Below are 25,424 nucleotides of genomic sequence, written 5' to 3' on the forward strand. Positions count from 1 at the left end.
CCTGTCTTGAAGGTCGTCGGCCCGCCAGGGCCAGGGGAGGCGTCGGATGAAGCTGGTGTGGAGGCGGGCCCGTGAGGCGCGGGGGCTGCTGGTTGCCGCAGTGATCGCCGCGCTGGTCGCCGTCGCGTTGGTCACCGGGCTGTCCGACTACAACCGCCGGGCGGTGGACGCCGGGCAGCGGGCGCTGGTCACCGCCGCCCCGGCCGAGGAACGTGGTCTGCTGGTCAGCGGGTCCGCCGGACGTGACGCCGCCGAGTTCGCCACCCGGGACAGGGCGGTCCGTGACCAGTTCACCGACGGCCTCGCCGGGGTGCCGGTCGCCGTGGCCGTCGCCCGGTACGGCACCGGTCGGGAGCTGACCGGTGACCTCGGCCCGGCCCTCCGACCGGACGACGAGCCGATCTTCGCGAACCTGACCACCCTCGACGACCTGGTCGGGCACGCCGAGCTGACCGCCGGAGCGTGGCCCCGCCCCGGCGCCGACCCGGTCCAGGTGAGCCTGCCGGAGCGGGTCGCCGGCGCGCTGGGCCTGAGCGTGGGCGAACGGATCCCGCTGCGCGACCGTGCCACCGAGCGGGCCAGCCAACTGGTGCTGGCCGGCACCTGGCGGCCCCGCGACCCGAACGACGCGTACTGGCTGCTCGCGCCCGGGGTGGGCGCGGGCAGCGTCGGCTCCGGCACGTCGTACGGGCCGTTCACGCTCGACCCGGCAGACTTCGAGGCCACCTTCCCGGGCTCGGTGTCGGCGTCCTGGCTGGCCGAACCGACTCTCGGCGACGTCGACACCGCTGACCTGCCAGCCGTTCGCAAGGCACTCGCCGCAGCCGGCGCAGCCGTGCCGGAGGCCGCCCAACTGGGTTCCTCCGCGCAGACGGCGACCAAGATGGAAGGGTTGCTGGACCGCATCGCCCGAGCCGACCTGGTGGGCCGCTCCTCGCTGGCCACCCCGCTGCTGCTCATCCTGGTGCTCGGCGGGTACGCGCTGGTGCTGGTCGCCGCGCTGCTGCACGAGGACCGCCGCCCGCAGACCGCGCTGCTGCGCGCCCGGGGCGCCGCCCGCCGGCAGTTGGCAGGTCTCGCCGCCCGCGAGGCCACCCTCGTGGTCGCCCCGGCCGCCCTGCTCGGGCCGCTGATCGCCGTGGAGGCGCTGCGGTTCGTCCGGCCCGGCGGGTCGGCGGAACTTTCCACCGCGGGCGGAAACACCGCACTGGTCTGGGCCGCTGCCGTGGCGACCGCGGTGGGCTGCCTGGTGGCCATGGTCGCGCCGACGCTGCGCGGGGCCGGCACGTACGTGGCGGACATGGCCGCCCGGTCACGCCCGAACCGATCGGTGAGCGTCCAGCGGGCCAGCATCGACCTGATGCTGGTGGCGCTCGCCGTGCTCGCCTGGGTGCAGCTGCGCCGGTACGCCTCACCGCTTGCCGGCTCGAACGGCCGGCTCGGGCTCGACCCGCTGCTGGTCGCCGCCCCGACGCTCGGTGTGCTGGCCGGCGCGGTGCTGGCACTGCGGGTGCTCCCGCCGCTCACCCGGTTCGCCGAACGGTTCGTCGACCGACGTCCCTGGACGGCCACCATGTTCGGCATGTGGCAGGCGGGTCGGCGTCCGCACGCCGGGCCGGTGCTGCTGCTCGCCCTCGCCGTCGGCGGCAGCACCCTGGCCTGGTCACTGATCAGCACCGGCGAGCGGTCCCAGGTCGAGCAGGCCGGCCACACCGTCGGCGCCGACCTGCGGGTGACCGAGCGGGCCGGCGCCGCCCCGCTGACCCGGGCCAGTGACCTCGCCGCGCTGCCGGGCGTACGCCGGGCGCTGCCCGCATGGCGCGACGAGATCCGGGTCGGTCGGGAGAGCCTGCCGGTGACAGTGGTAGCTGTCGACCCGGCCAGCGCCCCAGGTGTCGTCCGCCTTGCCGACCGGCTCGGCGACGGATCCGCGTCGGAGCAGTACCAACGGATGATCGGCGCGCGAGGGGCACTTACCGGCGTCGAGTTGCCCGCCGACGCACAGACGATCACCGGCACGGTCCGTACCCCTGTGGCGTCGGCCAGCCGTTCGGTGCGGGTCGCGGTGACGCTGCTGGTCACCAGCTCCAACGGGCTCGCCCTGCGGTTGCCGGCGGTCGACGCCGACGGCGACGGCCGGGTCACCCCGTTCAGCGTGCGACTGCCCGACCTGGGCGGGCGGCTGCGCCTGGCCGGGTTCGAGGCCGACGGCGGGCTGGCCGCCGGCAACGCCTACCGACTCCAGGTGGACGGGCTGACGGTGGTCAAGGCCGACGGCACGACCCAGCCGGCAGGGCTGAGCGGCGGCTGGGTGATGACCGCCCCCGGTGCGGTGCCCACACCGGTGCGGACCACGGACACCGGGTTCGCCGCGGTCCGCCCGGTCGAGGTGATCCCCGGCGGGCAGTTCGCCTACCAGCCGCCCACCCGGTTCGCCATCGTGCCGGGCGGGGCGAGCGAGCCCGCACCGGTGCTGATGACCCCGCAGGTCCGCGAGGCGCTGAGCCTGCGCGTCGGCGACGTCGTCGATCTGCCGCTCAACGGGGCGACGGTGAAGGTACGCCTGGTCGGCGAGCTGAGCGCCGTGCCGACCACCACCGGCCCCGGAGTGCTGATGGACCTGCCTACGGCGGCGGAAGCGCTGATCAGGAACAGCGGCGCGGTGCGACCCGTGACGGAGTGGTGGGTCGGTGCCGACGACGCGTCGGCAGCCGCCCGGGCCGCCGCCGAACTGTCAGGCGTGACAGTTCTCGACCGGCAGAAGACGATCGAGGCGGCCGCCGACGATCCGTACTGGCGTGGCTCGCGTACCGGAATGCTCGCCGCCGCCCTCGGCGCGGTGCTGCTCGCCCTCGTCGGCCTCATGGTGGACGTGTGGGCCACGGCCCGGCACCGGCTCGGCGAGTTCGCGGTGCTGCACACCCTCGGCGCCACGCCCCGGCTGCTGGCCCGGGCGCTGCTGGCCGAACAGACGTTCCTCGCCGGTATCGGCGTGGGAGTCGGACTGCTGCTCGGCGCCGCGGTCGGGGCCACCATGGCCCCGCTTGTCATCCTCACCCCGGCCGCCGGCCGGCCGATCCCCGCGGCGACGTTCGCGTTGCCGTGGCTACCGATCGGCCTGACCGCGGCCGGTCTGCTGCTGGCGGCGCTCGCCTTCAGCGCGTTCATCGCCACCGGCATCCGACAGCGGGTGGCGGCGGTGCAGCTGCGAATCGGGGGAGAACGATGAGCGTCGGCGCTGCCGTCCGGCGGGTCCGGGCGTACGGCGGGCAGTTCCTGCTCCTGGCGGTGCTGACCCTGGTGGTCACGCTGCTCATCAGCGGGGTGCCCCGGCTGGTCAACCGGCTCGCCGAGCAGGGGCTGCGCACGCAGCTCACCAGTGAACCGGCTGCCCGCCGGGACCTCTCGTACACCACCAGCCTGGGGCCGGGGGCGGGGATGAGCGTCGCCGCCGAACGGTTCGACGCCCTGGCCGCGGAGATGCCGCCGCAGGTGCGCTCGGCCGTGACCGAGCGGTGGTACAGCGTCGATACGGCGGCGGCCCGCGTGGTCGGACCGGACCTGGCGGCCCGTAACCTGCTGGTCGACCTGGGCCTGCGGGCCATGCCCGACATCCAGGGCGCGAGCACCCTCGTCGAGGGGACGTGGCCGAGCGAGACGTACGTGCCCGACCGGCCGATCGAGGTGGCGCTCGACGTCGACGTGGCCCGCAAGCTCAACCTGCGTGCCGGCAGCGAACTGCGCATCGGCAACACCGACGACAAGGGAAGACTCGTCGACAGCACTCCGCTTGTGGTGATCGGGCTGTTCCGCCCCGTCGACCGCGCCAACGGCATCTGGGACGGGCTGCCACAGCTGCTGCAGATCATCGCACCGGAGGGCGATGGCATGCCGTTCGTCATGGTCGGCGTGGTCGCGCAGTCGGCCTTCAACAAGCGGGCCGCGGCGGGCTGGCCGATCCAGTCCAACTGGCGGTACCGGCTGGGTGTTGACCGAATCGACGCACAGAAGCTTGACGAGCTGATTGACGGCCTGCAGGCGATGCAGCGCGACCAGCCGGCGGGGCTCACGCTGACCCAGGGCGTCGACGTCCCGTTGCGCGCGTTCGCCGCCCAGGTGAACGCCGCCCGAACCCTGCTCGCGGTGATCGGGGCGGGTGTCCTGGCGACCCTCGCCGGGCTGATCGTGCTCGCGGCCATCCTCGCCATCCGACGGCGCCGCTCGGAGTTCGCGTTGCTGCGCGCACGCGGTGGCGCGGCCACCGCCGGAGCCCGGCGCAGCCTCGCGGAATCGCTGCTGGTGGTGCCTGTCGCGGCGGTGTGCGGCTGGTTGCTCGGCACCCTCTTCCCCGGCGCCCCCGACCCGACCGCCCCGTACGCCGCGGCGGTGACAGTGCTCGTCACCCTGGCGCTGCCCCTGGCGACGCTTGCCGTACCGGCGGGCGGGGCGCAGCGCAGCGACCTGGTACGGGTGCGCCCGTCGGCGCGGCGCATCACCGTCGAGGTCTCCCTGCTGGTGCTCGCCGTTCTCGCGGCGGTGCTGCTGCGCCGGCGCGGCCTCACCCTCGGCGAGGTGGACCCGCTGCTGGTGTCGGTGCCGGTGCTGCTCGCGGTCGCCGCGGCGGTGCTCGCGCTGCGCGCGTACCCCTGGCCGTTGCTACTGGTCAGCCGGCTGGCGGCGCGGACGCGGGGCAGCGTCGCCTTCCTCGGCACGGCGCGGGCCGGCCGGTCGACTGTCGCCGCGCCGCTGGTCGTGGTGGTGCTGGCGATCGGCACCGCCGCGTTCTGCGGGGTCGTCGCCGCCGGCGTCGACGCGAGTCGGGACCAGGCCGCCGAGCGGCTCGTTCCCGCCGACGCGGTGATCCGTGGCGAACGGCTCGCCCCGGACACCCTCGATGCGCTGGGTGGTGTGCCGGGAGTCCGTGCCGTCACGCGGGTGCTCAACGAGCCGGATCAGCGGCTGGCGGCCGACGACCTCGGCACCGACGCGCGGATCGGGCAGACGAACGTGCTGCTGATCGACGGTCCCGCTCTGGGCATGGTGAGTCGGGAGTCCGGTGTGGACCTGCCCGTGCCGGCCGCCTTGGGCTCCGCCCAGCCGACGTCGGGGCCGCTGCCGGCCATCGTCTCCCCGGCGGTCGCCGCCGACCTCGCCAAGGCCGGGCTGGACCGCTCGGCCTTCGTCTCCGTGCAGGGCGAGCGGTACGAGTTCCGGGTGGCCGGCACACAGGAGGCCTTCCCGCTGTTGCCCGAGAACACCGCCCGGTTCGTGATCCTGCCCTGGCAGGCGCTGCCGACGCGGGTCACCACGCCCGTGCCGACCAGCCTCCTGGTCGCCGGGGACACGTTCGACGCCGAGGCGCTGCGCCGGGCCGGCGACGAGGGGCAGAAGCGGTACCAGACCGTCGGGGCGGTGACCGGTAAGGAGCGCCCCATCGGTGTCACAGTCGACACCCGGGAGCAGGTACGACGGGACCTCGGCAACGGTGGCGCGAACGGTGTGCTGGTCTTCGGCTTCGTGGCCGGCGCCACCGGCGGCACCGTGCTCGGGTTGCTGGCCATCGCGTTCACCGTCCTGGCCGGCGCGCGAGCCCGGGGTCAGGTGCTGTCCCGGCTGCGCACCCTCGGGCTGTCCCGCAGGCAGTGGCGCGGGCTGCTACTTGTCGAGTTGGCCCCGCTGGTCGGGGTGTCGGTGCTCACCGGCGCGCTTGTCGGTGCGGTGCTTCCGTTGCTGCTCAACCCGGTGCTCGGCCTGTCCGCGTTCACCAGTGGCACACCGGTCCGGGTGGCTTTCGAGCCCGGTCTGGTCGCCGCGGTGTTCGCGCTCGGGGCGGTCGCCCTCGGCTTCGCGGTCGCCGTCGAGGCCCTGAACAACCGCCGGCTGCGCCTCGGTGAGGTGCTCCGGCTCGGAGAGGAGAGCTGAGATGACCGCTACCGCCCAGAGTGCACTGGTGCCTGATCTGGCCGCCCTGCAGAAGCGTGCCGCGCAACGCGCCGCCGAGCGGGCCGGCGGGCAGGACCGGCTGCGCGGACACATCGTCTGCGACGGCCTGGTGCGCATCTTCAAGACCGAGGGGGTGGAGGTGGTCGCCCTGCAGGGGCTCGACCTGGTCATCGACCGGGGGGAGCTGCTGGCGATCGTCGGCGCCTCCGGCTCGGGCAAGTCGACACTGCTCAACATCCTGTCCGGCCTGGACACGCCGACCGCCGGCATCGCCCGGGTGGCCGACTACGACCTGCTCTCGCTGTCGGCCAAGCGGCGGCTGAGCTACCGGCGGGAGCTGGTCGGGTTCGTCTGGCAGCAGACCGGCCGCAACCTGCTGCCGTACCTCAGCGCCCTGGAGAACGTCGAGCTGCCGATGCAGCTCGCCGGCAAGCGCGGCGGTCGGTCCCGCCGGCAGCGGGCCCGCGAACTGCTCGACCTGGTCGGCGTCGGCTACTGCGCGGACCGGCGGCCCGGGCAGCTCAGCGGCGGTGAGCAGCAGCGGGTCGCGGTGGCCGTGGCGGTGGCGAACGACCCGGAGGTGCTCTTCGCCGACGAGCCGACAGGCGAACTGGACGAGGCGACCGGCGCGGAAGTCTTCGCGGCGCTGCGCACCATCAACGCCGAGCTGGGCGTGACGATCGTCGTCGTCACGCACGACCACGCCGTGGCCACGCAGGTCCGCCGGACCGTCGCGATCCGCGACGGCCGGACCGCCTCCGAGGTACGCCGGACCGCCCGGATCGGCGCGGACGGCGCCACCGAACTGGTCAGCGAGGAGTACGCGGTGCTCGACCGCAACGGGCGGATGCAGCTGCCCGCCGCGTTCGTCGACGCGCTGTCGCTCAAGGAGCGGGTCCGGCTCGATCTGGAGCCCGACCATGTGCAGGTACGGCCCGGCGACCGGGCTTCGGAGGAACAGGAGGCACGGGCGTGAGCAGCCGGGACATGGTGGTGACCGGAGCGACCGGGTACGGGGATGGATCGACGACGTCCCCCGTCGAGGTGGTGCGGGCCAGCGGCGTCAGCCGGAGCTTCGGGCGGGGCGAGCACGCGGTGCACGCGGTACGGGACGTCTCGTTCAGCGCCGAGCGGGGTGAACTCGTCGCCATCCGGGGCCGCTCCGGTGCGGGCAAGACCACACTGCTGAACATGATCGGCGGGCTCGACCGGCCGGACAGCGGTCAGGTGGTGGTGGCCGGGCACGACGTGACCTCGGCGGGGGAGGCGGAGTTGCTGCGGCTGCGCCGGGGCACCGTCGGGTTCGTGTTCCAGACCTTCGGGCTGGTGCCGATCCTGTCCGCCGCCGAGAACGTGGGTGTGCCGTTGCGGCTGGCGCAGGTGCCGGCCGCCGAGCGGGAGCAGCGGGTGGCAGTGCTGCTGGAGCTGGTCGGCCTGGGCGGGCACGCGGCGCAGCGACCGTACGAGTTGTCCGGCGGTCAGCAGCAACGCGTCGCGGTCGCCCGAGCGCTCGCCAACGAACCGGACCTGCTCATCGCCGACGAACCCACCGGCCAGCTCGACTCGGAGACCGGACGGTCCATCATGGACCTGCTGCGCGCGGTGGTGCACACCCGTGGCATGACGGCCCTGGTGGCGACACACGACCCGGCCCTGATCGACCTCGCCGACCGGGTGCTCGTCCTGCGCGACGGCCGCCTGGTCGACGGCTGACCGCAGCAGCAGCCTGGCTCGTTGGCTCGTTGGCTCGTTGGGTCGCTGGCGGGTCGGCGGCTGGCGGGTCGCTGGCTGGCTGACGGTGGCGGTGATGGTGGTCCGCGTCTGTGCGACGGCAGGACGAAAGCGTCCTCCTACTCCGCCTGGTCGTGCCGGTCGTGGTTGGGCCGGTCGGCGTCCTTGCGGCCGTCGGGCAGGGCACCGGCGAGCGGGATAAGCAGGTAGCCCATGAGGGCCAGAACGAGACCGACACCCGGCCCGGTCGACAACAGTTCCTGGTCGACGTAGGGGTCCGAACACGGCAGCGAGGAGGCCACCTGTCAGAAACCCAGCCCGCCCGTCGCCCCGACGGGTGCGGCTGCGAGCCAGCGGGGACCGTCTCCTCGTACACGCCAGCGACCGTAACCCGGCCGGCTCGACTTCCGCTGGACAGCCGGGTGGGCCTGACGACGGTTCAGAGCGCCAACTTCATGCCCTCGTGGCTGGCCACGAAGCCGAGGCTCAGATAGAAGCGGTGCGCGTCCTCGCGGGTCTTGTCGGTGGTGAGCTGCACGAGCGCGCAGCCCCGCTGGCGGGCCTGGTCGACCGCCCAGGTCATCAGCTCCCGGCCCAACCCCTGGCCGCGCCGGTCGGAGCGGACGCGGACCGACTCGATGAGCGACCGTTCGGCGCCGTGCCGGCCCAGCCCCGGGATGTAGGTGATCTGGAGGCAGCCCACAAGCTCGCCGCCCTGCTCGGCCACGATCAGGTGGTTGCGCGGGTCCGCGCTGATGTCCGCGAACGCCCTCTCGTAGGCCTCGTCGACAACTGTGAAGTCGCGGGCCTTGCCCAGCACGTCATCGGCGAGCAGGGCGATGACGGCGGGCAGGTCGACCCGGGCCGCCTCCCGGAAGATCACGTCGGTCATGCCGATGAGCCTGACACAGCGACGTCGAGTGGGTCGGTGGCGGTTGCCAGTAGGGAGCAGCATGAGCGGCATGGAAGTCTTGCTGCTGCCGTTCCGGTGGATCTACCGGGCGCTGGTGTGGTTCGCGAACTCACCCCGCACGCTGATCACCTCGTACCTGCTGATGATCGTCGTGGCCGGGGTCATCTACGGGGAGGTCGAGCAGCGTAGCCCGGCGGACGCCGTCTGGTGGGCTGTGGTCACCGCCTCGACCGTCGGGTACGGCGACATCTCGCCGACGACCTGGGCGGGTCGTACGCTCGCCGCGCTGCTCATCTCGACCATGGTGCTGCTGGTCATCCCGCTGATCACCGCGCACTTCGCGAGCCGGCTCATCGTCGACGACGACGCGTTCGAGCACGAGGAGCAGGAGCAGCTCAAGGCCGACGTGCGCCGGATGCGGGCGCTGGTGGAGGAGTTGGCCGCCCGGCAGGGGATCGAGGTGCCGCCCCTGCCGCCGGTCCAGCCGGTCAGCGGGCCGGGCAGCGCAGGCCCTCGCGTGGCACGGTCAGGTCGATCAGGTAGGCGTCGACCGCGTCGGTGATGCAGGACGTCTGCGGGTACGCGGTGTGCCCCTCACCCTCCCAGGTGAGCACCCGACCGACGCCCAGCATGGAGGCGAGCCGAGGAGTCTGCTCGTACGGCGTCGCCGGGTCGCCGGTGGTACCGACCACCACGATCGGCGGTGCGCCGTTCGCCTTCCCGGTCGGGTAGGGGTCACGCCCGCCCGGCCACTCGACGCAACTCACCATGCCCACCGCGAGCGCCGGCCCGAACAGCGGATACTTCGTGCGCCACTGGGACTGCAACTGGCGGATCTGCTCCCGGCTCGGCTTCTCGGTCTCGTCGGCGCAGTTGATGGCCAGGTTGGCGTCGAACAGGTTCGAATAGTGCCCGTCGCTCTCCCGGCCCGCGTACGAGTCGGCGAGTCGGAACACGTCCTTCGGATCACCCTCGGCCAGCCGGTCGATCGCCCGGGCCAACTCCTGCCAGCCGGACTCCGTGTACAGCGAGGAGATGACCGCGTAGAACACCCATCCGGCGGTGGCCTCCCGGCCGTCGGGGCCGCGTACCGGTGAGACCTTGGCCTTGTCGATGGCCGAGGTGACCGCGGCGCGCGCGTCCGGGGCGATCGGGCAGCGGTCGGCGTTCGCCGCGCACCAGCGGGCGAAGTTGTCGAAGGCCCGCTCGAAGCCGCGGGCCTGACTCTCCGACCCGGCCACCAGCCGCTGCTGCGGGTCGACCGCGCCGTCGAGCACCAGCGCCCGCACCCGCTGCGGGTAGAGCTGCGCGTAGATGGCGCCGAGCAAAGTGCCGTACGAGTAGCCCAGGTAGGTCAGCTTGTCGTCGCCGACGGCGGCGCGCACCGCGTCCATGTCGCGGGCCGCCTGCTCGCTGCCGTACAGCGGCAACTGATCGCCGTACCTGTCGCCGCAGCCACGCCCGATCCGCTGGCTCAGCTCGACGAAACCGTCGAACGCCGACTGGCTTGCCGGATCCGGGTCGTAGCCGAAGCTGGCGTCCAGATCGGCGTCGGAGATGCACTTCACCGGGCTGGACCGGGACACCCCGCGCGGGTCGAAGCCGACGATGTCGAAGCGTTCGGTGACCGAGGGCGGCAGCCCGCCGAATTGCGTGCCGAAGGAGAGGTAGACGGCTGTGTCGACGCCGGACCCGCCGGGGCCGCCCGGGTTCACCACCAGCGAGCCGATCCGGTCGCGCTGCTTGGTGGAGCGGGCGCGCAGCAGGGCGATCTCGAACGTCTCACCGGCGCCCGGACCGGCGGTCGCCCCGCCACCGGTGCCCCAGTCACGGGGAACCGCGATCCGGGTGCACTCGTACCGCATGTCCGGTGCGCCGCGCCCGACCAGCTCGTCGGCGACCTCCGGGCAGGCCCGCCAGGTCGGCGTGCTGCCCGTCGGCGCCGCCGCGCCCTCCACCTCGGTGCGCGGCGCGAACGCCGGCAGGGTGCAGCCGGCGGTGAGCAGAGCCGCGACGCCGAAGGCCACGAGAGTACGCCGCACACGGTGTGCCAGCTCAACGGTGCGGGTCACGTGGCTGCCCGGTCCACGGTGGCCGCCGGATCGCCGCGCAGCACCTGGTCGACGTCGAAGCGGATCGGACGGTCGAGCTGGTCGTAACGGCAGGAGCGGGGATCGCGATCCGGTCGCCACCTGACGAACCGCGCGGTGTGCCGGAACCGCTCACCCTCCATCGCGTCGTAACCCACCTCGACCACCAGCTCGGGGCGCAGCGGCTCCCACTCCAGGTTCTTCGTGCCGGTCCACCGGCTCACCCCGCCCGGGATGCGCTGGCCGCGCTCGTGATCACCGTGCACCCACGGGTGCTCACCGCCGGTGTCCCGGTAGGGGGCCAACTCGTCGAGCAGCTCGGCCCGGCGCGCCATGGTGAACGACGCGCTCACCCCCACATGGTGCAGGACCCCCGCGTCGTCGTACAGGCCGAGCAGGAGCGAGCCGACCACCGGACCGGACTTGTGCCAGCGGAAACCCGCCACCACCACGTCGGCGGTACGGGTGTGCTTGACCTTGAACATCAGCCGCTTGCCCGGCTCGTACGGCAGGTCGGCCGGCTTGACGATCAGCCCGTCCAGCCCGGCGCCCTCGAAGACGTCGAACCAGCGGCGGGCCGTCTCGGCATCGGTGGTGACCTGGGTGACGTGCACCGGCGGCCGCACCCCTGCCAGCGCCTCGACCAGCCGTTCCCGGCGACGGGGATAGGGCTCGTCGAGCAACGACTCGTCACCGATGGCCAGCAGGTCGAACGCGACGAAATCCGCCGGGGTGGTCTCGGCCAGCAGCTTCACCCGGGACGCGGCCGGATGGATGCGCTGACCCAGCAGCTCGAAGTCCAGCCGCGGCTGGCCACCCGGGCCGTCCCGCCGGATCACGATCAGCTCACCGTCGACAGCGCACCGCTCGGGCAACTGTTGGCGGGCCTGCTCGACGACCTCGGGGAAGTAGCGGGTCATCGACTTGCCGCCCCGACTGGCCAGCTCGACCTCGTCGCCGTCGCGGAACACGATGCACCGGAACCCGTCCCACTTGGGCTCGTAGGTCACCCCGGGGGTGGTGGGTAGCTTGGCGACGCTCTTGGCCAACATCGGCTCGACCGGAGGGTTGATCGGCAGGTCCACGGCGACCAGTCAATCAGACGGCACCGACAGCCGTGAGGCAGATCACCGGGGGTACGCGGGCGAGGTGTCCTGCGCCGCGCCGCTCGTCCCCACCGGGCGAATCAGATAACCGCAGGTCAGAGCTACTTTCGCGGGGTGTCCGAGTGGGTCTGTGACTGCTGCGGGCGGTGGCGGGTCAGCGTCGAGTTGATCCGGGGCCGCTACCGGTACCGGCTGACCCGCCGCTACCCGGAGCGGTTCGGCGGGGGCCGGAACGTGCTCGGCGAGGTCGGTTCGGTGCCCGAGCTCGAGGAACTGCTGCGCCGTCGTACCCCGCTGAGCCTCGCCGACCTGCGCGAAGCCGCCTGACACCGACCGCCCGGCACCCGGTCGTCACGATTCTTCGGGTTGTCTCGCCGGGCCGGTCAGCGCCGCCACGACCTCGTCCAGGGTCTCGGTCAACGGCGGGAGGAACGGGTCGCGGTAGTGCTGCGCCTCGGTCAGGTAGGCGGCGCGTTGCACGGTGAGGATCTCGCCGGCGTCCGCGACGCCGGCCGGGACGATGCTCGCCTCGACGCTCATCCGGGCAGCACACCACAGCCGTCCACCTCGTCGATGGGCGGCTCGCCCGCACGGGCCGTACCCTTGCGGGGTCCGACGACGGCGAGGGGGAGCGGTGGCCGAGCTGACCTACCCGGAGGTGGGGGAGACCCGGCACGGCCCGCTGCCTGGCGGATACCACCACCTGCGCCACAGGTCCCCGCTGCCGGCCGGCTCCTTCGGGACCGCTGCCGAGGCGGTGCTGAGCTGGCGGCTGCACCGCGCCGCCGGGGTCCGGATGCGTACCGACTCCCCGCGCGCCACCGCCGGGGCACTGGTGACGGCCGGGCTCGGTGTCGGCCCGGCCCGCGTCTGGGGACCCTGCCGGGTGGTCTGGAGCGAGGATTCGCCCACGCTCGCCGGCTTCGGCTACGGCACCCTGCCCGGGCATCCGGAGCGGGGCGAGGAGGCGTTCGTGGTCGGCCGGGACGACACCGGCGCGGTCTGGTTCGAGGTACGCGCGTTCAGCCTCGCCGACCGGTGGTTCACCCGCGCCGCCGGCCCGGCCGTCGGGGCGGTGCAGCACGCGTACGCCTGGTGGCTCGGTCGCACCCTGCGCCGGCTCTGCGCCGAGCGCTGACCGCCGCGGCGCTCAGTACCTGGCGAAGGAACGGATCGGGGCGCGCGGCCCGTACTTCGGCGCCTGGATGCCGGCGGCCTCCAACAGCAGGCACACCCGGCCCCGGTGACCCCGGAACGGCTCCAGCAGGGCCAGCATCCGGGCGTCGTCGCCCCGGGGTTCGCCGGCCAGCGCCCAGGCCACCGTGTTCGGGATGTGGAAGTCGCCGACGCTCACCGCGTCCGGGTCGCCGTACGCGATCCGGACCACCTCGGCGGCCGTCCACGGCCCGATGCCGGCGATGGCTGTCAACCGGCGGGTCGCCTCGGTGGCGTCGGCGCAGCGCTCCAACCGGTCGGCGAGCGCGGCGGCGCGGCGCAACGTGTCCGCACGCCGCTGCTCCACCCCGAACGGGTGGAACACCCAGTACGGGGTCGCCGCCACCGCCGCCGGCTCGGGCGGCAGCAGCAGCGGTTGCAGGGGGCCCGGCGCCGGTTCCCGGAAGTGCCGCACGGTCGCCGCGTATGCCCGGTACGCCTCCTTGCCGGTGACCTTCTGCTCGAAGACCGCGCGCAGCAGCCGGGGGAAGACCTGCCCGGTCGCCGGCATCCGCAACCCCCGGTGCTCCCGGGCCAGCCGGGCGACCAGCGGATGTGCCGCCGCCAGCTCGGCGAAGCCGCTCTGGTCGTCGCGGAGCCCGGCGATCGCGTCGGCGCGGGCCAGGACGTGCTCGGCGCCCGGCCCGTAGCCCTCGGCCAGCAGGGTGCCGCCACCGGGCCGTAGGGCCAGGGTGGCCGGCCCGTCCGGGGTGCGGGTGGCCCACCAGAAGGTGCCGGCGGCGACGCGCGCGCACGGGTCGTACGGGCTGAAGGTGAGCCCGCGGACCGACGCCGCCAGCCGGTAGCCGGCCGGCGGGTGCAGCACCCGCGTCGCGGCGGGCCCGGTTCCGGTCACCCCGCCACTGTGCCAGGTGCCAGACGGAACGCCGGCACCGCCGTGGCGTCGACATCCCGGGTACGACGATGGCCGGCCGCGCCCTCCCCGGCTGCGACCGACCACCGTGTCCCGCTGGCTCAGTACGAGTAGCCCGAGCCTCCGGCGTCGTTCGACCCGCTGTCCGCCGGCGGGGCGACCGCCTTCGGGGTGCCCTTGGGCAGGCAGCTCAGGTTCTTCTTGCCGTCCGGCTGCACCACGAACCAGGTGCCGCCGACGGCCTGGCCCTTCCACTGACCGGGCTTCTTGTCACCGATGTAGCGGTACACCGGCCAGCCGCCGACGGTGAGCTGGCGGGTGCCGTCCTGCCGGGTCACGCTGCCGACCTTGTCCTCCGAGACGCCGGTGAGCTGCGGGTTGCCGTCGGTAAGCGCGGGGGGCCACACCTCGGCGCACTTGTCGACGCAGTTCGACGCCGGCGGGTCGGCGGTGTCCTTGTCGAAGCGGTACAGGATCCAACCGTCCTGGTCGGTGACGACCTTGCCCATCCGGGCGACGCTCTTGCCGATCAACTGCTCGGTCAGGTCGACGTTCGCGGGCGGCGCGTCGGCGACCGGCGCCTCCGGCGCCGCCGACGCCTCGGGTTCCGCCGATGCGGTGGGCTCGGCCGCGGCGACGGCGACCGGCTCGGCCGCGCCCGGGTTCGCCCCGTCGTAACCCGCGGGAGCGCAGGCCGTTAGTGCGACCATCGCGCTCGCGACGATGACGGTCCGCTTCATCTGTGCCACGTGCCCTCCTCATTCTTGGCAGTTCACCCATAGGTACGGCGGGAGGGCTGTCAAGGTTGAAACAGCAACAGTGGTCAATTTCACTTCGATTGATTGAACCGATCGGGGCTGCCGCTCGTACGCCCCGGTACGGGACCTTTGCGGTGCCACGACAGATCGGCGCCGGCCATTGTGACAATGACCGGCGCCGACGTGTCGAAGCGACCTACATGGGCACCGTGACCAGCGGACTCGCCACCCCGTTGGCGTCCACCGACTGCACCTGGATCTGCTTGATGTCCTTCGTCGGTGCCGCCGTGGAGGCACTCAACTCGAGACCCTGCGGCCTCGTGTTCGTGCCGTAGCCACCCTCCGGCACCGACCACGTGGAAATCACCTCGGTGTCGGCGTTCTTGCGTACCACCACCAGCCGGCAGGTACGCGGGCCGGGCAACTTGCGGAGGCTGAAATTGATCCGGGTGCCGTAGTCCCGCTTCACCAGGAACATGGTCGTCTGCACACCTGTGGTCGGGTCGGTCGCGTCGACCTGGTCACCCTCCTCCTCGGTGCCGCCCACACCTGGGCCGCTCGGCGGCGCCGTCGGCACGCTCGTCGGCGGGTCGTTCACCGCCGCCGTCGCCGTCGGGTCGGCGAGCACCCCCGGCGCCTCGTCGCCTGCCACGCTGACGAACCCGTACCCGGTCAACCCGCCGAACACCACCACCGCCGCGGCGGTCGCGAGGAGCTGACGAAACCGGGTACGCCGACGGTCGGCGCGAACAGCGCCCAACGTCCGGTCCAGCAGCGCCGGATCCGTCGCGGTCTGCTCCAACGCCATCATCGTTTCGCCGTCGATGTCGGAGAGCAGCCCGACCACCGGCACCATGGTCTCCAACTCGGCCGCACACGCCCAGCAGGCGGCGAGATGCTCCTCGAACCGCTCGGTGTCCTGCTCGTCGAGCACGCCGAGCGCGTACGCGGCGACGTCCATGTGGTCTGGCCGGCTCATTCTGTCACCCCCCGCTCCTGCAGAGCCGTGCGCAGCGCGCGCAGCGCGTAGTAGACCCGCGACTTCGCGGTGCCGAGAGGAAGCCCCAACTCCTCGGCGGCCTCGGGGACCGTCCGTCCCCGGAAGTACGTCGCCACCAGGATCTCCCGGTGTGACTGACTCAGCGTACGCAGCGCGTCCGCCACAGTCATGGTGCGCAGCACCCGGTCCGTGCTGTCCGCCTCGGCGAACGCCGTCAGGTCCCGGTCGTACGTCTCCGGTGGGCGGGCCTCCTGGCTGCGGTGCTCGTCGATGGCGATCCGACGGGCCACCGTGACCAGCCACGGTCGCAACGAACCCTGCCCCTGCGCGCCGAGGCGGTGCGCGTTGCGCCAGGCCCGCAGCAGCGTCTCCTGCACGATGTCCTCCGCGCGCTGCCGGTCCCCCCCGGTGAGCCGCATGACGAACATCAGCAACGGACCGGCGTGCTCCGCATAGAGCAGCCGGATCAACTGGTCGGAGTGGCTCGCCTCGGTTGACGTCGCCTGATGGCGCCCGGGCGCCGGTCGCGGCGTCACCGGACCATTCTGGCGAGCCGTCGCGCGGGCGTCGACCCCACGGGCAGACGAGGTCGGCCGTGACGAGGACCGCGCGGACATCCAGTCCGCACGTACCGCGTCGCCATGCCAACCGGCCGCCACCGCATGCATGCAGACCTCCGGGATGTCCGTGACCAACGCCGGCCCACGAGGTGGGCCGCCCGGTGGTACGCAGCACCGCCGCGAGCGGATCAACGAAGCGCGGAAAAACTTCTACGCGACGGTCAGCGGCGTACGGAGAACAGGCCCGGCGGCGGGGGATCGGAGCCGGTGGCGTCCGCGTCCCGCACCACCGCCGCGCCACCGACGAAACGGTCCAGCTCGTCACCGGCAACCACCCGCCCGGGGAACCAGTCGCCTGCCGCCCGCCGGGTCAACTCCGGCACCGGAGGCGTCGTACGCCCGGCCACCAGCACCAGGTTGCCGTACCGGCGGCCCCGCAGCACCGCCGCGTCCCCGATCAGGCAGGCCCGCGGCAGCACCGAACGGACAGTGGCGACCTGCCCCCGAGCGTGCCGCAGTGGTGGACCGTCGGCCAGGTTCGCCAGGTACCAGCCCGCCGGGCGCAGCACCCGGGCCACCTCCGTCGCGTACTCCACAGAGGTGAGGTGCGCCGGGGTGCGGGCACCGGCGAAGACGTCCGCGACCACCACGTCGTAACTGGCGTCCCGGGTCGCGGTCAGCACGGCACGGGCGTCCTCGACCCGCACGCGCAGCCGCGTGTCCGTCGGCCAGGGCAACACCCGCCGGACCAGCTCCACCAGCGCGCCGTCCACCTCGGACACCCGCTGGGTGGAGCCGGGCCGGGTCGCCGAGACGTACCTGGGCAGGGTCAACGCGCCACCGCCGAGATGCAGCACCCGCAACGGCTCACCCGGCGGCGCGAGCAGATCCACCGCGGCGGCCAGCCGCCTGACGTACTCGAACTCCAGGTGGGTGGGATCGGTCAGGTCGACGTGCGACTGCGGCGCGCCGTCCAACAGCAACGTCCACGAGCCGGCCCGGTCCGGTGACGGCACCAACTCGGCCAGCCCGGTGTCCACCTGCTCGACCACCCGGTCACCAGCCCGCTTACGGCCCACGACGACAGGCGTCCCTGCTCAACGGGCCGCGGCGCGCGACGCGGTGGTCAACGCGCGGTGCAGCAGCCGGGAGTCACCGAGCAGGGCGCGGAGCCGGCGCTCCAGCCCGGCGATCGGAATCAGGTTCTGCGGAGCCCGGGGATCCTTGTACGGCGTCGAGGCGAACCGGGGCAGTGTGACGAGCGACAGGTCGGCAAGCTCGATCGCCGCCTCGACCGGCAGGTCGGCCGAACACTCCACCCGCACGATGCCCGCCCACGGCGCTCCCACGGCCACCGGCAGCCGCACATACCACGACCAGCCGCCCCAGGCGGTGCCCAGCCGGAACACAGGCGACCGCTCACCCGACGCCAGCGCGGTCACCACTGCCGTCAACCGGGCATCAAGGTACTGGCTGTGCTGGGTCTTGATGTAGCCGAGTGTGCGCGGCAACTGCCGCCGACTGCGCAACGGGCCGTCCACCACCAGCAGGTCACCGTCGACGCGGGCCGCGTCCGACACCGCCACCTCCAGCGCGGTCAGCGGGCCCTGCACGGCGGCCGGCAACTTCGCCAGCTCACCGGTGCCGCCCACCCGGTGCACCGGATAACGGATCGCGCCCGCCACCACGTCCTGCGCCGACGGGCTCGCCGTGAACAACCCCCGACCGACCCGGGTACCCGCCAACTGGGCCGCACCCGCCCCCAGGTCGCAGCGGACCACGCCCGCCGCGTACGAGGCGGCCAACCCGGGGAACGACCCGCCGTCGTCCTCGGCCGTCCAGATGCTCGCGTCGATCCGGCGGACCCCGTCGACCATCAGCACCACGTCGGGCGCCCGTACTCCGGGGCGTACCCCGATCGCCCGCCACTCCGCGGCGGGCAGCTCCACGTCCGCGTCGACCTGCGCGCTGCTCGGCGCGGCCGGCCCGGCGGCGGACGCCTCGAACGACGCCCCGTACGCCGGATCCCAGGAGTCGACGAAGAACGCCGCGTCGCTCACCGGCCCGTCCGCTCGACCCGCGCGGACCGGGCATCCTTGCGCACCTCGAAGCGCACCGGGATCCGTTCGGCCAGCGCCGACACGTGGGTGACCACGCCGACCATCCGGTCACCCCGGGCAGCCAGGTTCTCCAGGGTGGCCGCCACCGTGTCCAGTGTGGCGGCGTCCAGGGTGCCGAAACCCTCGTCCAGGACGATCGACTCCAGGCTCGCCGCGGTCGTCGACATGCCTGCCAGCTGCTCGGAGAGCGCCAACGCCAACGCCAGCGACGCCTGGAACGTCTCACCACCGGAGAGGGTGCGCACGCCCCGCCGCAGCCCCGCGTCGTGGTGGTCGACCACGAAGAACTCGCCCTTGTCGTGCACCAGCTCGTACTGCCCGGCGGACAGCTCCCGCAGGATCCCCGACGCGCCGTCGACAAGCAGGTCCAACGCCTCGGCCAGCAGCCACCGTTCGAAGTTGTTGGCGCGCAGGTGCCCGGCGAGGGCGCGGGCGACCTGCGCCTCCCGCTCGTGGCCGAGGCGCTGCTCGCGCAGGGTCCCGGCCTGCTCGCGGCGCTCCCGCAGCCGGCGGCGGTCCGCCTCGGCCCGCTCCACCGCCACCGTCGCGGCGTGCACCGGGTCATCGCCGACCGGCACGTCGGCAACGGTGAAGCGGTAGGCGATCTGCCGCTGCACCGCGTCGGCCGCCGCCTCGGCCTCGGCGACAGCAGTAGTCCGGCCCGCCCGGTCGGCGCGGCGCCGGTCCGCCTCAGACGCCGCCCAACCGGTCAACGCCGCCCACGCGGTGGCCACGTCGCCCCGGTCCGTCGCGGGTGGACCGAACCGGGCCAACCCGTCCCGCGTGGTGTCGAAGCCCCGCCACGCCGCCCGCAGCCGCTCCTCGGCGGCGTCCACCCCGGCCCGGGCCCGACGGGCGGTGTCCCGACCGGCGCGTACCGCGGCTGCCGCCTCCTCCAATGCGCGCCGCAGCCGGGCGTGCTCGGCCAACTCCCGGCGCAGCACCGCCGGCTCGGCCGCGCCGGCGAGCTGCCCGGCCAACTCGGCCAGCCGGGCGTCCACCTGCTCCTGCCGGGCGCGGGCCTGCACCAGCAGCCGCTCCAGGTCCCGTGCCGCCGCGTCGCGCTGCTGCACCGCCGCCTGCGCTGCCTTCGTGGCGGCCCGCGCCGCCTTGCCGGCCGCCGTCGCCGCGGCCACCGCCGAATCAGCGGGCACCGCCGGCACCCGCGCCACCGGCTGCTCGCACACCGGGCAGGGTGCACCCTGGTGCAGGTGCACCCGCAGGCTCACCGCCAGGTCGGTGGCTTTCGCCTCCTCGTGCGCCCGGAAGGCCGCCTCCAACTCGGCGTCGGCCCGCTCGGCGTCCGCGCGGGCAGCCGCCAGCGCGGCCACCGCCTCGGCGTGCTCCTCGTCCGCCGCGCGCACCGCCGCGCGGACCGTCTCGGCCTCGCCGGTCAGCCGGTCCCGATCGTCGTACGCCCGCAGCAGCAGTCGCAGCGCGCTCTCGTCCCCGGCGCTCGCCAGCTCGCCGCGCAGCTTCTCCTCGCGCTCCTCGGCCAGGGACACGGCGGTGGCCGCCGCCTCGGCCTCGGTCCGTGCCGTCGTCACCGCGAGCGCCACCTCGGCCACGCCGCCCGGCGCGAACACGTCGGAGAGCACCGCCAGCTCGTCGTCGAGTGCGGTGAGCGCCGCCGCGGCCTCCCGTGCGGCGGACCGGGCCGCCGCCAGGAGCGGCACCGCCTCGGTCACCGCGGCGGACAACTCGACCATCCGGTCGACCCGGGCGTCCGCCTCGACCAGCGCCTCGTCGTCCACATCGGACAGCCCGGCGAGCACCTGGTCGACCGCCTCGAGGCGGGCCTCCGCCTGCGCCGCGCGCGCCGTCGCCCGCTTCTGCACGTCCTCGTAGACGCCCAAGCCGAGCAGGTTGACCAGGATCTGCTGCCGGGTCGCCGGCTTGGCGTGCAGGAAATCGGCGAACTGCCCCTGCGGCAGCACCACACAGCTGGTGAACTGCTCGTACGGGAGCCCCACCGCCTCCAGCACCGCCTGCTCCATCTCGGCGGGGGTGCCGGCCACCACCTCACCGAGATCGTCCGGGCTCAACCCGGTGTCCAGTTTGGTCACGTCGAAACCGGCAGGCATCAGCTGCAACCCGGCGTTCGCCGTCTTCACGTTGCCCCGGCCGTCCCGGCGGACCACCCGGGTCGCCACGTACCGGGCGCCGCCGGACTCGAAGACGAGCCGCACCCGGGCCTCGGCCGCCGACGGCGCGAGCGCGTTCGCCAACCCCCTGGCGCCACCCCAGCGGGGCACCGTGCCGTAGAGGGCGAAACAGATGGCGTCCAACACCGTGGACTTGCCCGAACCCGTCGGGCCGATCAGGGCGAAGAAGTCGGCGTCGGTGAAGTCGACAGTGGTCTCGTCCCGGAAGACCGTGAACCCGGCCATGTCCAGCCGCATCGGACGCATCAGTGATCGACCTCCTCGAAGAGCTCGTCGAAGAGTTCCCGGACACCCTCGTCGGCGTGGCCCCGGCTGTCCAGGTAGTCGGCGAACAGCTCCCGCGGCGACCGCCCCGACCGCTGCGCGATGCGCGTGCCACTGCCCGACGCGGCCACCAGTTCCGGGTCGATCCGGATCTCCAGCGCCCGGGGCAGCAGCTCCTGGACCTCCTCGCGCAGACCGGCGCGCGGCTGTTCCCGCACGAACACCCGCAACCAGGCGTCCGGGGCCTCGATCTCGGCGAGCTGGGCCAGGGTGCCCCGCACCGTACGCAGCGCACTCGCCGCGGTCACCGGCACCTCCCGCACCCGCGCGGCGGTGCTGGCCGTCACCTCGACGATCGTCACCGACGGGACGTTCTCCTGCTCGCCGAAGTCGACAGCGAGAGGGCTGCCGCTGTAGCGCACCGGGCACGGGCCCTCGACGCGCTGCGCCCGGTGCAGGTGACCCAGCGCCACGTAGTGCGCGGTCGCCGGGAAGACCGTGGCCGGCACGGCGTAACCGAGCACCGTGTGCGCGTCGCGCTCACCGCCGCCGGTGGCCGCACCGGTCACCGTCAGGTGCGCGGTGACCAGGTGCACCCGGTCCGGTTCGGTGAAACCCTCGGTGAGTCGCCCCAGCACCCGACCCAGGTGGTCGGCGTACGTCTGGTTGGTCTCGGCGGCGGTCAGCTCGTACATCTCCAGCGCGCGGACCGCGTACCGCTGGGACAGGAACGGCAGCGCGGCCAGCCGCCACCGCTCGCCGCCGGCCGTGGTGCCGTCGATGACGTGCTCGTCGGGATTTTCCCGCACCCCGCCGCGCAGGGTGATGCCCGCGGCGTCGGCCCACGGCCGCAGCGCGTCGAGCGCCGGACCGTTGTCGTGGTTGCCGCCGATCGCCACCACGTCCGCGCCGGTACGCCGCAACGCCGTCAACGCCCGGGTGACCAGACGTGTCGCCTCCGAGGTGGGTGCGGCGGTGTCGTAGAGGTCACCGGCGACGATCACCAGATCCGGCTGCTCGGCGCGGGCGATGTCGATCACCCCGGCCAGTACGGCCTTGTGCTCCTCGGCCCGGGACTGCCCCTTGAGCACCTTTCCCACGTGCCAGTCGGAGGTGTGCAGGATCTTCATGGCTGTTCCGGTGCCTCTGCCTAGAACGGGATGTCGTCGTCGGTGCCGCCGCCGGAGCCCACCACGGCGAACGGGTCGGCGGACTGGGTGATCGAACGCAGCGTCTCCGATGGTGCCCGGCCCGCCTCGGAAACCCGGGTCGCCCACGCCGGGAACGGGAACTCCAGGCAGAGCGGCACCGGGATGTCCGGCTGGTTGACGAACATGGTGCCCGGTTTGGCCAGCAGCGCCCGCTGCCGCTGCGCGGGCGGCAGGAAACCGTACTCCGGTCGGGACGCCTCGGCCGGGTCGAGCCGGCCGACCACCCGGATCGCCGAGTTGGTGACGATGCGGCGTTCCACCTCGCTCGCCGTCTGCTGCGCTCCGATCAGGATCACGCCCAGCGAGCGGCCCCGCTCGGCGATGTCGAGCAGGACCTCCTTGATGGGGGAGGAGCCCTCCCGGGGGGCGTACTTGTTGAGCTCGTCGAGGACGACGAAGAGCAGCGGCTTGGCGGTGCCGGACTTCTCCTTGCGCTCGAACTCGCTCTTGAGCGTCACACCGACCACGAACCGCTGCGCGCGGTCCGGCAGGTTGTGCAGGTCGACGACTGTCACCTGCGCCGACTCGCTGGTGTTGATCGAGTGCGGGCGGCGGGTGGCCAGGTCGCCACGGATCAGCCGGGCCAGGTCCTTCTTACTGCCGATCAACCGCCTGGCGAACGCGTTGACGGTGCCCAGACCCACCGCGCTGCCCGCCCAGTCCGAGCGGGTCTCGTCGTCGTTGAGCTGATCGACGATGTGGTCCACCAGGTCGCCGTACGAGCCGAGCCGCACCCCGTCGATGCTCACCCCGCCGTCGGCCGGCTGGGCGTACCGGGCCAGGTGGGCGGTGACCGAGTGGACCACCATCGTGTACTGCTGGCGTTCGTCGTCGGCGTCGGCGAACACGTACGGCAGCAGGCGGTCGGCGCAGAACTCGGCGAGCGTCCAGTAGAAGCTGTCGACCCCGGTGAGCCGGCTGCTCACGTCGGGAGTGCCCGACGAGTCGCCGGGGCGCGGCGGGGCGTACACCCGCACGTCGGGAAACGCGCCGGCGCTCAACCCGAGCTTCGCGTACGCCGCGCGGGTGGGCTCGTCCAGGCGGGTGTTGGGGTGGTCGAGGAACAGCAGGTCCTCACCCTTGACGTTGAAGATCAGCGCCTTGGCGTTCACCGCGTCGCCGCCCAGCACCCCGGAGCGGAACACGGAGTAGAGCAGGAAAGTGGCGAAGCTCGTCTTGGTGGCCACCCCGGAGATGCCGGAGATCGAGACGTGCGCGCCCCGGCTGCCGTCGAGGAAGTCGGCGTTGAGGTAGACAGGCACCCCGTCGCGGCCCATCCCCATCGGGATGCGCCGCTCCATCCGGTCGAAGTGCAGCGCGCGTGCGCGGGCGTCGCCCTCGGCCCGGTGCACCACCGCGCCAGGGGTCGGCGGCACGTACAGCTCCGGGTCGACACGCGTGGTGGTGATCTCGGCCGCCTCCTGCACCTGCGCGGGCAGCGTGCCGTCGGCGATGGCGAACACGTCCGAGTCGAACTGCGCGCCCTCGTGGCGGGCGCGGACCTGGGTGACCACCCCGGCGATCGTCACCGGCTCCCGCTCGGGCAGCTCCCGTCGGGTGACCACCACGTCGTCGAGCTGGAGGTAGCTGCCGGGCGCCACGGCCGTCCAGAACTGCAACGGGGTCGCGTCGGCGGTGCCCAGCACCCGCCCGACCGCCTCGCCAGGGCTGTCGAGGTCGGGGTCGGTCATCGGGCGACCCGGGTCGCTCGGGCATCACTGTCGGCGCGCATGACGTGCATCCTGCCCGAGGAGTACGACAGGTCGCCACGCGACGCGGCGGACGACACCAGGCGGCGTCACACTCACGACGCTCGGTGTCTGGACGGGTGACGGGGTGTCACGGGCGGGCGTGGCGGAGCAGGAGGACACCGTCGTCGGCGGCGAGCACGTGCCGCAGCGGCAGGTGCCGGGGCGGTGCCGCGTCGCCGGCGGTGATCCGGCCCGGGCCGGGGCCGGCGAGCAGCGGCGAGACGGTCAGGCACAGCTCGTCGACCAGGTCGGCGGCGGTGAGCGCGCCGAGCAGGTGCGGGCCGCCCTCGCAGAGCAGTTGGGTCAGCCCGCGACCGTGCAGCTCGGTGAGGCCTGCGGCCAGGTCGACCCGCCCGGTGCCGCAGCGCAGCAGGTCGGCGACGTCGGTCAGCCCGGGCGGCGGGTCGGCGTCGGCGCGGGTGAGCACGATCGGGCGGACCGGCGCGTCGGCGAAGGCCGCCTGCGCCGGTTCCAGGTCGAGCGAGCCGGAGACGACCACGAGCGTCGGGTACGCGGCGAGCCCGTGTTCGCGGCGCCAGGCGCGACGACGCTCGTCGAGCCGGACCGCGCGGTACCCCTCGTGGCGCAGCGTCCCGGCGGCCACGACGAGGGCGTCGCAGACCATCCGCAGCAGCCCGAACACCCGCTTGTCCGGCTCGCCGGAGAGCCCGGCGGAGTAGCCGTCGACGGTGACCGCGCCGTCCAGGCTGGAGACGAAGTTGACACGCAGCCGGGGGTGGTCCGCGCGGGCGTACAGGCTGGTCAGCGTGGCGTCGTCGAGCGGCTCGGTCGACGGCTCGGGCCAGAGCCGTCGAATCGGGATTCCGACCGTCATTCGCCGGCCGGACCGGTGACGGGAGGGGTCGGTTGGGCGGTACGGTGCTGGCAGTCGCACCAGTTCCGACCCGGGCAGTCGTCGTGTCGCCGGGCCCGGCACGCTCGGCAGATCATGCTCGCAGCCTAAGCCGCGGGAGGACAGGACAGCATGCCGCGTCAGATCTTCCAGCTGAAGATGTCCCTCGCCGGTGTCCGTCCGCCGGTGTGGCGGCGGGTGCTCGTGCCGGCCGGTTACACGCTGGACCGGCTGCACCGGGTGGTGCAGCACGCCATGGGCTGGCAGGACTGTCACCTGCACTCGTTCGAGATCGGCGCCGTGCAGTACGGCGAACCCGATCCGGACGGCGAGTTGGCGCTCGACGACGAGCTGGACGTCCGGCTGGACGCGGTGCTCGGCAAGGGCAGCCGCTTCTCCTACACGTACGACTTCGGTGACTGGTGGGAGCACGACCTGGTCGTCGAGGACGCGCTGACCGCGGACCCGGACGAGCGGTACCCGGTCTGCCTGGACGGCGAGCGGGCCTGCCCGCCGGAGGGGATCGGCGGGCCGGCGGGCCACCAGGCGCTGCTTGTCGCGCTCGACGATCCCGATGTCCTGGCCGATCCGCGGTACGCCCTGCTGCGTGACTGGGCGGGTGCCGGCTACGACCCGTCCCGCTTCGACCCCGGCCGTATGACCACGTTGCTGCGCCGCTTCTGCTGAGCCGGCTCCGCCAGTTCCACCAGGCAACGCTCGCCCCGGGCATCCGGCCGAAACAGGGCGGTAACGATCTGGGAACGCTCCCATTCGTCTATTGACACCCCGGGGGCACCCCGGCAATCTCATGGGAGCGCTCCCGGGGGAGTGGCGGACATCTCCTTCACGGCTCCCCCCAGACGCCCCGGC

The 25,424-nt window shown here is 73.3% G+C and carries 22 protein-coding genes and 1 pseudogene; 8 read left to right on the forward strand and 15 right to left on the reverse strand.

Going from position 1 to position 25,424, the window contains the following annotated elements; translation table 11 throughout:
* The first annotated feature begins 46 nt into the window (after window positions 1-46).
* Genes ACFY1S_RS05640 through ACFY1S_RS05655 form a run of 4 tightly spaced genes read left to right on the forward strand, consistent with a single transcriptional unit; the run spans window position 47 to window position 7,656 of the window.
* On the forward strand, window positions 47-3,229 hold the full coding sequence (locus ACFY1S_RS05640; RefSeq protein ID WP_387113155.1) for an FtsX-like permease family protein: 3,183 nt from the start codon (window positions 47-49) through the stop codon (window positions 3,227-3,229).
* Window positions 3,226-5,922 (forward strand): FtsX-like permease family protein, encoded by a 2,697-nt coding sequence (locus ACFY1S_RS05645; protein ID WP_387113157.1) that lies wholly within the window; start codon window positions 3,226-3,228, stop codon window positions 5,920-5,922. Before ACFY1S_RS05640 ends, ACFY1S_RS05645 begins: the two co-directional genes overlap by 4 nt.
* Window position 5,923: 1 nt before the next feature.
* Window positions 5,924-6,919 carry an ABC transporter ATP-binding protein gene (locus tag ACFY1S_RS05650; protein ID WP_387113160.1) on the forward strand — a complete coding sequence of 332 codons (996 nt, stop codon included), beginning with the start codon at window positions 5,924-5,926 and terminating at the stop codon, window positions 6,917-6,919.
* 11 nt (window positions 6,920-6,930) lie between these two features.
* A complete protein-coding gene (locus tag ACFY1S_RS05655; RefSeq protein WP_387114319.1) occupies window positions 6,931-7,656 on the forward strand; it encodes an ABC transporter ATP-binding protein in 726 nt (241 codons plus the stop codon).
* A gap of 137 nt (window positions 7,657-7,793) precedes the next feature.
* Here ACFY1S_RS05655 and ACFY1S_RS05660 read toward each other — a convergent pair whose 3' ends face one another.
* Both ACFY1S_RS05660 and ACFY1S_RS05665 read right to left on the reverse strand, forming a co-directional pair.
* Complete coding sequence (locus ACFY1S_RS05660) at window positions 7,794-7,976, reverse strand: hypothetical protein (protein WP_387113162.1); 183 nt, start codon at window positions 7,974-7,976, stop codon at window positions 7,794-7,796.
* A gap of 137 nt (window positions 7,977-8,113) precedes the next feature.
* Window positions 8,114-8,566 (reverse strand): GNAT family N-acetyltransferase, encoded by a 453-nt coding sequence (locus ACFY1S_RS05665; RefSeq protein ID WP_387113164.1) that lies wholly within the window; start codon window positions 8,564-8,566, stop codon window positions 8,114-8,116.
* 70 nt (window positions 8,567-8,636) lie between these two features.
* Here ACFY1S_RS05665 and ACFY1S_RS05670 point away from each other — a divergent pair, with 70 nt between their 5' ends.
* Window positions 8,637-9,149, forward strand: coding sequence for a potassium channel family protein (locus ACFY1S_RS05670; protein WP_387113166.1), 513 nt, complete (start codon window positions 8,637-8,639; stop codon window positions 9,147-9,149).
* Here ACFY1S_RS05670 and ACFY1S_RS05675 read toward each other — a convergent pair.
* Together ACFY1S_RS05675 and ACFY1S_RS05680 are read right to left on the reverse strand one after the other, a co-directional pair.
* Window positions 9,076-10,641 (reverse strand): alpha/beta hydrolase, encoded by a 1,566-nt coding sequence (locus ACFY1S_RS05675; RefSeq protein WP_387114322.1) that lies wholly within the window; start codon window positions 10,639-10,641, stop codon window positions 9,076-9,078. The genes ACFY1S_RS05670 and ACFY1S_RS05675 overlap by 74 nt on opposite strands.
* Before the next feature lie 14 nt (window positions 10,642-10,655).
* Window positions 10,656-11,762 (reverse strand): ATP-dependent DNA ligase, encoded by a 1,107-nt coding sequence (locus ACFY1S_RS05680; protein ID WP_387113168.1) that lies wholly within the window; start codon window positions 11,760-11,762, stop codon window positions 10,656-10,658.
* Between the two features lie 135 nt (window positions 11,763-11,897).
* On the opposite strand from ACFY1S_RS05680, the gene ACFY1S_RS05685 reads away from it, so the two are divergent.
* A complete protein-coding gene (locus ACFY1S_RS05685; RefSeq protein ID WP_099851492.1) occupies window positions 11,898-12,110 on the forward strand; it encodes a hypothetical protein in 213 nt (70 codons plus the stop codon).
* 48 nt (window positions 12,111-12,158) lie between these two features.
* On the opposite strand, the pseudogene ACFY1S_RS05690 reads toward ACFY1S_RS05685, so the two are convergent.
* Window positions 12,159-12,323 (reverse strand): annotated as a pseudogene (locus ACFY1S_RS05690) (GNAT family N-acetyltransferase); the annotation flags it as partial.
* A 94-nt stretch (window positions 12,324-12,417) separates the two neighbouring features.
* Between ACFY1S_RS05690 and ACFY1S_RS05695 the strand changes: the two are divergent.
* The gene (locus tag ACFY1S_RS05695) at window positions 12,418-12,921 is read left to right on the forward strand and encodes a DUF1990 family protein (RefSeq protein WP_387113170.1); all 504 of its coding nucleotides are present in this window, start codon (window positions 12,418-12,420) and stop codon (window positions 12,919-12,921) included.
* A gap of 12 nt (window positions 12,922-12,933) precedes the next feature.
* Here the strand turns inward: ACFY1S_RS05695 and ACFY1S_RS05700 are convergent, their stop codons facing one another.
* The 10 genes from ACFY1S_RS05700 to ACFY1S_RS05745 all read right to left on the reverse strand — a co-directional run bounded on the left by ACFY1S_RS05700 (window position 12,934) and on the right by ACFY1S_RS05745 (window position 24,536).
* Complete coding sequence (locus ACFY1S_RS05700) at window positions 12,934-13,854, reverse strand: DNA-3-methyladenine glycosylase family protein (protein WP_387113172.1); 921 nt, start codon at window positions 13,852-13,854, stop codon at window positions 12,934-12,936.
* A 119-nt stretch (window positions 13,855-13,973) separates the two neighbouring features.
* Window positions 13,974-14,621, reverse strand: coding sequence for a hypothetical protein (locus tag ACFY1S_RS05705; protein WP_387113174.1), 648 nt, complete (start codon window positions 14,619-14,621; stop codon window positions 13,974-13,976).
* Window positions 14,622-14,826: 205 nt separating this feature from the next.
* Window positions 14,827-15,609 (reverse strand): anti-sigma factor family protein, encoded by a 783-nt coding sequence (locus ACFY1S_RS05710; protein ID WP_387113176.1) that lies wholly within the window; start codon window positions 15,607-15,609, stop codon window positions 14,827-14,829.
* The gene (locus ACFY1S_RS05715; RefSeq protein WP_139582135.1) at window positions 15,606-16,298 is read right to left on the reverse strand and encodes a sigma-70 family RNA polymerase sigma factor; all 693 of its coding nucleotides are present in this window, start codon (window positions 16,296-16,298) and stop codon (window positions 15,606-15,608) included. The genes ACFY1S_RS05710 and ACFY1S_RS05715 overlap by 4 nt, the downstream gene beginning before the upstream one ends.
* Window positions 16,299-16,411: 113 nt before the next feature.
* Window positions 16,412-17,269 carry a spermidine synthase gene (locus ACFY1S_RS05720; RefSeq protein ID WP_387113178.1) on the reverse strand — a complete coding sequence of 286 codons (858 nt, stop codon included), beginning with the start codon at window positions 17,267-17,269 and terminating at the stop codon, window positions 16,412-16,414.
* Window positions 17,270-17,287: 18 nt separating this feature from the next.
* Window positions 17,288-18,250 carry a hypothetical protein gene (locus tag ACFY1S_RS05725; RefSeq protein WP_387113180.1) on the reverse strand — a complete coding sequence of 321 codons (963 nt, stop codon included), beginning with the start codon at window positions 18,248-18,250 and terminating at the stop codon, window positions 17,288-17,290.
* Window positions 18,247-20,721, reverse strand: coding sequence for an AAA family ATPase (locus ACFY1S_RS05730; RefSeq protein ID WP_387113182.1), 2,475 nt, complete (start codon window positions 20,719-20,721; stop codon window positions 18,247-18,249). Before ACFY1S_RS05730 ends, ACFY1S_RS05725 begins: the two co-directional genes overlap by 4 nt.
* Window positions 20,721-21,869 carry an exonuclease SbcCD subunit D gene (locus tag ACFY1S_RS05735; RefSeq protein ID WP_387113184.1) on the reverse strand — a complete coding sequence of 383 codons (1,149 nt, stop codon included), beginning with the start codon at window positions 21,867-21,869 and terminating at the stop codon, window positions 20,721-20,723. Before ACFY1S_RS05735 ends, ACFY1S_RS05730 begins: the two co-directional genes overlap by 1 nt.
* Window positions 21,870-21,889: 20 nt before the next feature.
* Complete coding sequence (locus tag ACFY1S_RS05740) at window positions 21,890-23,641, reverse strand: ATP-binding protein (RefSeq protein WP_364374911.1); 1,752 nt, start codon at window positions 23,639-23,641, stop codon at window positions 21,890-21,892.
* A 148-nt stretch (window positions 23,642-23,789) separates the two neighbouring features.
* Window positions 23,790-24,536: a pyrimidine reductase family protein gene (locus ACFY1S_RS05745; RefSeq protein WP_387113186.1), complete on the reverse strand. Its 747-nt coding sequence runs from the start codon at window positions 24,534-24,536 to the stop codon at window positions 23,790-23,792.
* A gap of 150 nt (window positions 24,537-24,686) precedes the next feature.
* Between ACFY1S_RS05745 and ACFY1S_RS05750 the strand changes: the two genes are divergently transcribed.
* On the forward strand, window positions 24,687-25,241 hold the full coding sequence (locus ACFY1S_RS05750; protein ID WP_387113188.1) for a plasmid pRiA4b ORF-3 family protein: 555 nt from the start codon (window positions 24,687-24,689) through the stop codon (window positions 25,239-25,241).
* Window positions 25,242-25,424: the final 183 nt, after the last annotated feature.

The organism is Micromonospora sp. NPDC000663, from assembly GCF_042898105.1.
Lineage (GTDB): Bacteria > Actinomycetota > Actinomycetes > Mycobacteriales > Micromonosporaceae > Micromonospora.

Coding starts and splice junctions, on each gene's coding strand:
- ACFY1S_RS05645 (WP_387113157.1), top strand. CDS start 3,226: ATGAGCGTCGGCGCTGCCGTCCGGCGGGTCCGGGCGTACGGCGGGCAG.
- ACFY1S_RS05650 (WP_387113160.1), top strand. CDS start 5,924: ATGACCGCTACCGCCCAGAGTGCACTGGTGCCTGATCTGGCCGCCCTG.
- ACFY1S_RS05655 (WP_387114319.1), top strand. CDS start 6,931: ATGGTGGTGACCGGAGCGACCGGGTACGGGGATGGATCGACGACGTCC.
- ACFY1S_RS05665 (WP_387113164.1), bottom strand. CDS start 8,566: ATGACCGACGTGATCTTCCGGGAGGCGGCCCGGGTCGACCTGCCCGCC.
- ACFY1S_RS05710 (WP_387113176.1), bottom strand. CDS start 15,609: ATGAGCCGGCCAGACCACATGGACGTCGCCGCGTACGCGCTCGGCGTG.
- ACFY1S_RS05640 (WP_387113155.1), top strand. CDS start 47: ATGAAGCTGGTGTGGAGGCGGGCCCGTGAGGCGCGGGGGCTGCTGGTT.
- ACFY1S_RS05670 (WP_387113166.1), top strand. CDS start 8,637: ATGGAAGTCTTGCTGCTGCCGTTCCGGTGGATCTACCGGGCGCTGGTG.
- ACFY1S_RS05740 (WP_364374911.1), bottom strand. CDS start 23,641: ATGACCGACCCCGACCTCGACAGCCCTGGCGAGGCGGTCGGGCGGGTG.
- ACFY1S_RS05750 (WP_387113188.1), top strand. CDS start 24,687: ATGCCGCGTCAGATCTTCCAGCTGAAGATGTCCCTCGCCGGTGTCCGT.
- ACFY1S_RS05735 (WP_387113184.1), bottom strand. CDS start 21,869: ATGAAGATCCTGCACACCTCCGACTGGCACGTGGGAAAGGTGCTCAAG.
- ACFY1S_RS05745 (WP_387113186.1), bottom strand. CDS start 24,536: ATGACGGTCGGAATCCCGATTCGACGGCTCTGGCCCGAGCCGTCGACC.
- ACFY1S_RS05730 (WP_387113182.1), bottom strand. CDS start 20,721: ATGCGTCCGATGCGGCTGGACATGGCCGGGTTCACGGTCTTCCGGGAC.
- ACFY1S_RS05715 (WP_139582135.1), bottom strand. CDS start 16,298: ATGCATGCGGTGGCGGCCGGTTGGCATGGCGACGCGGTACGTGCGGAC.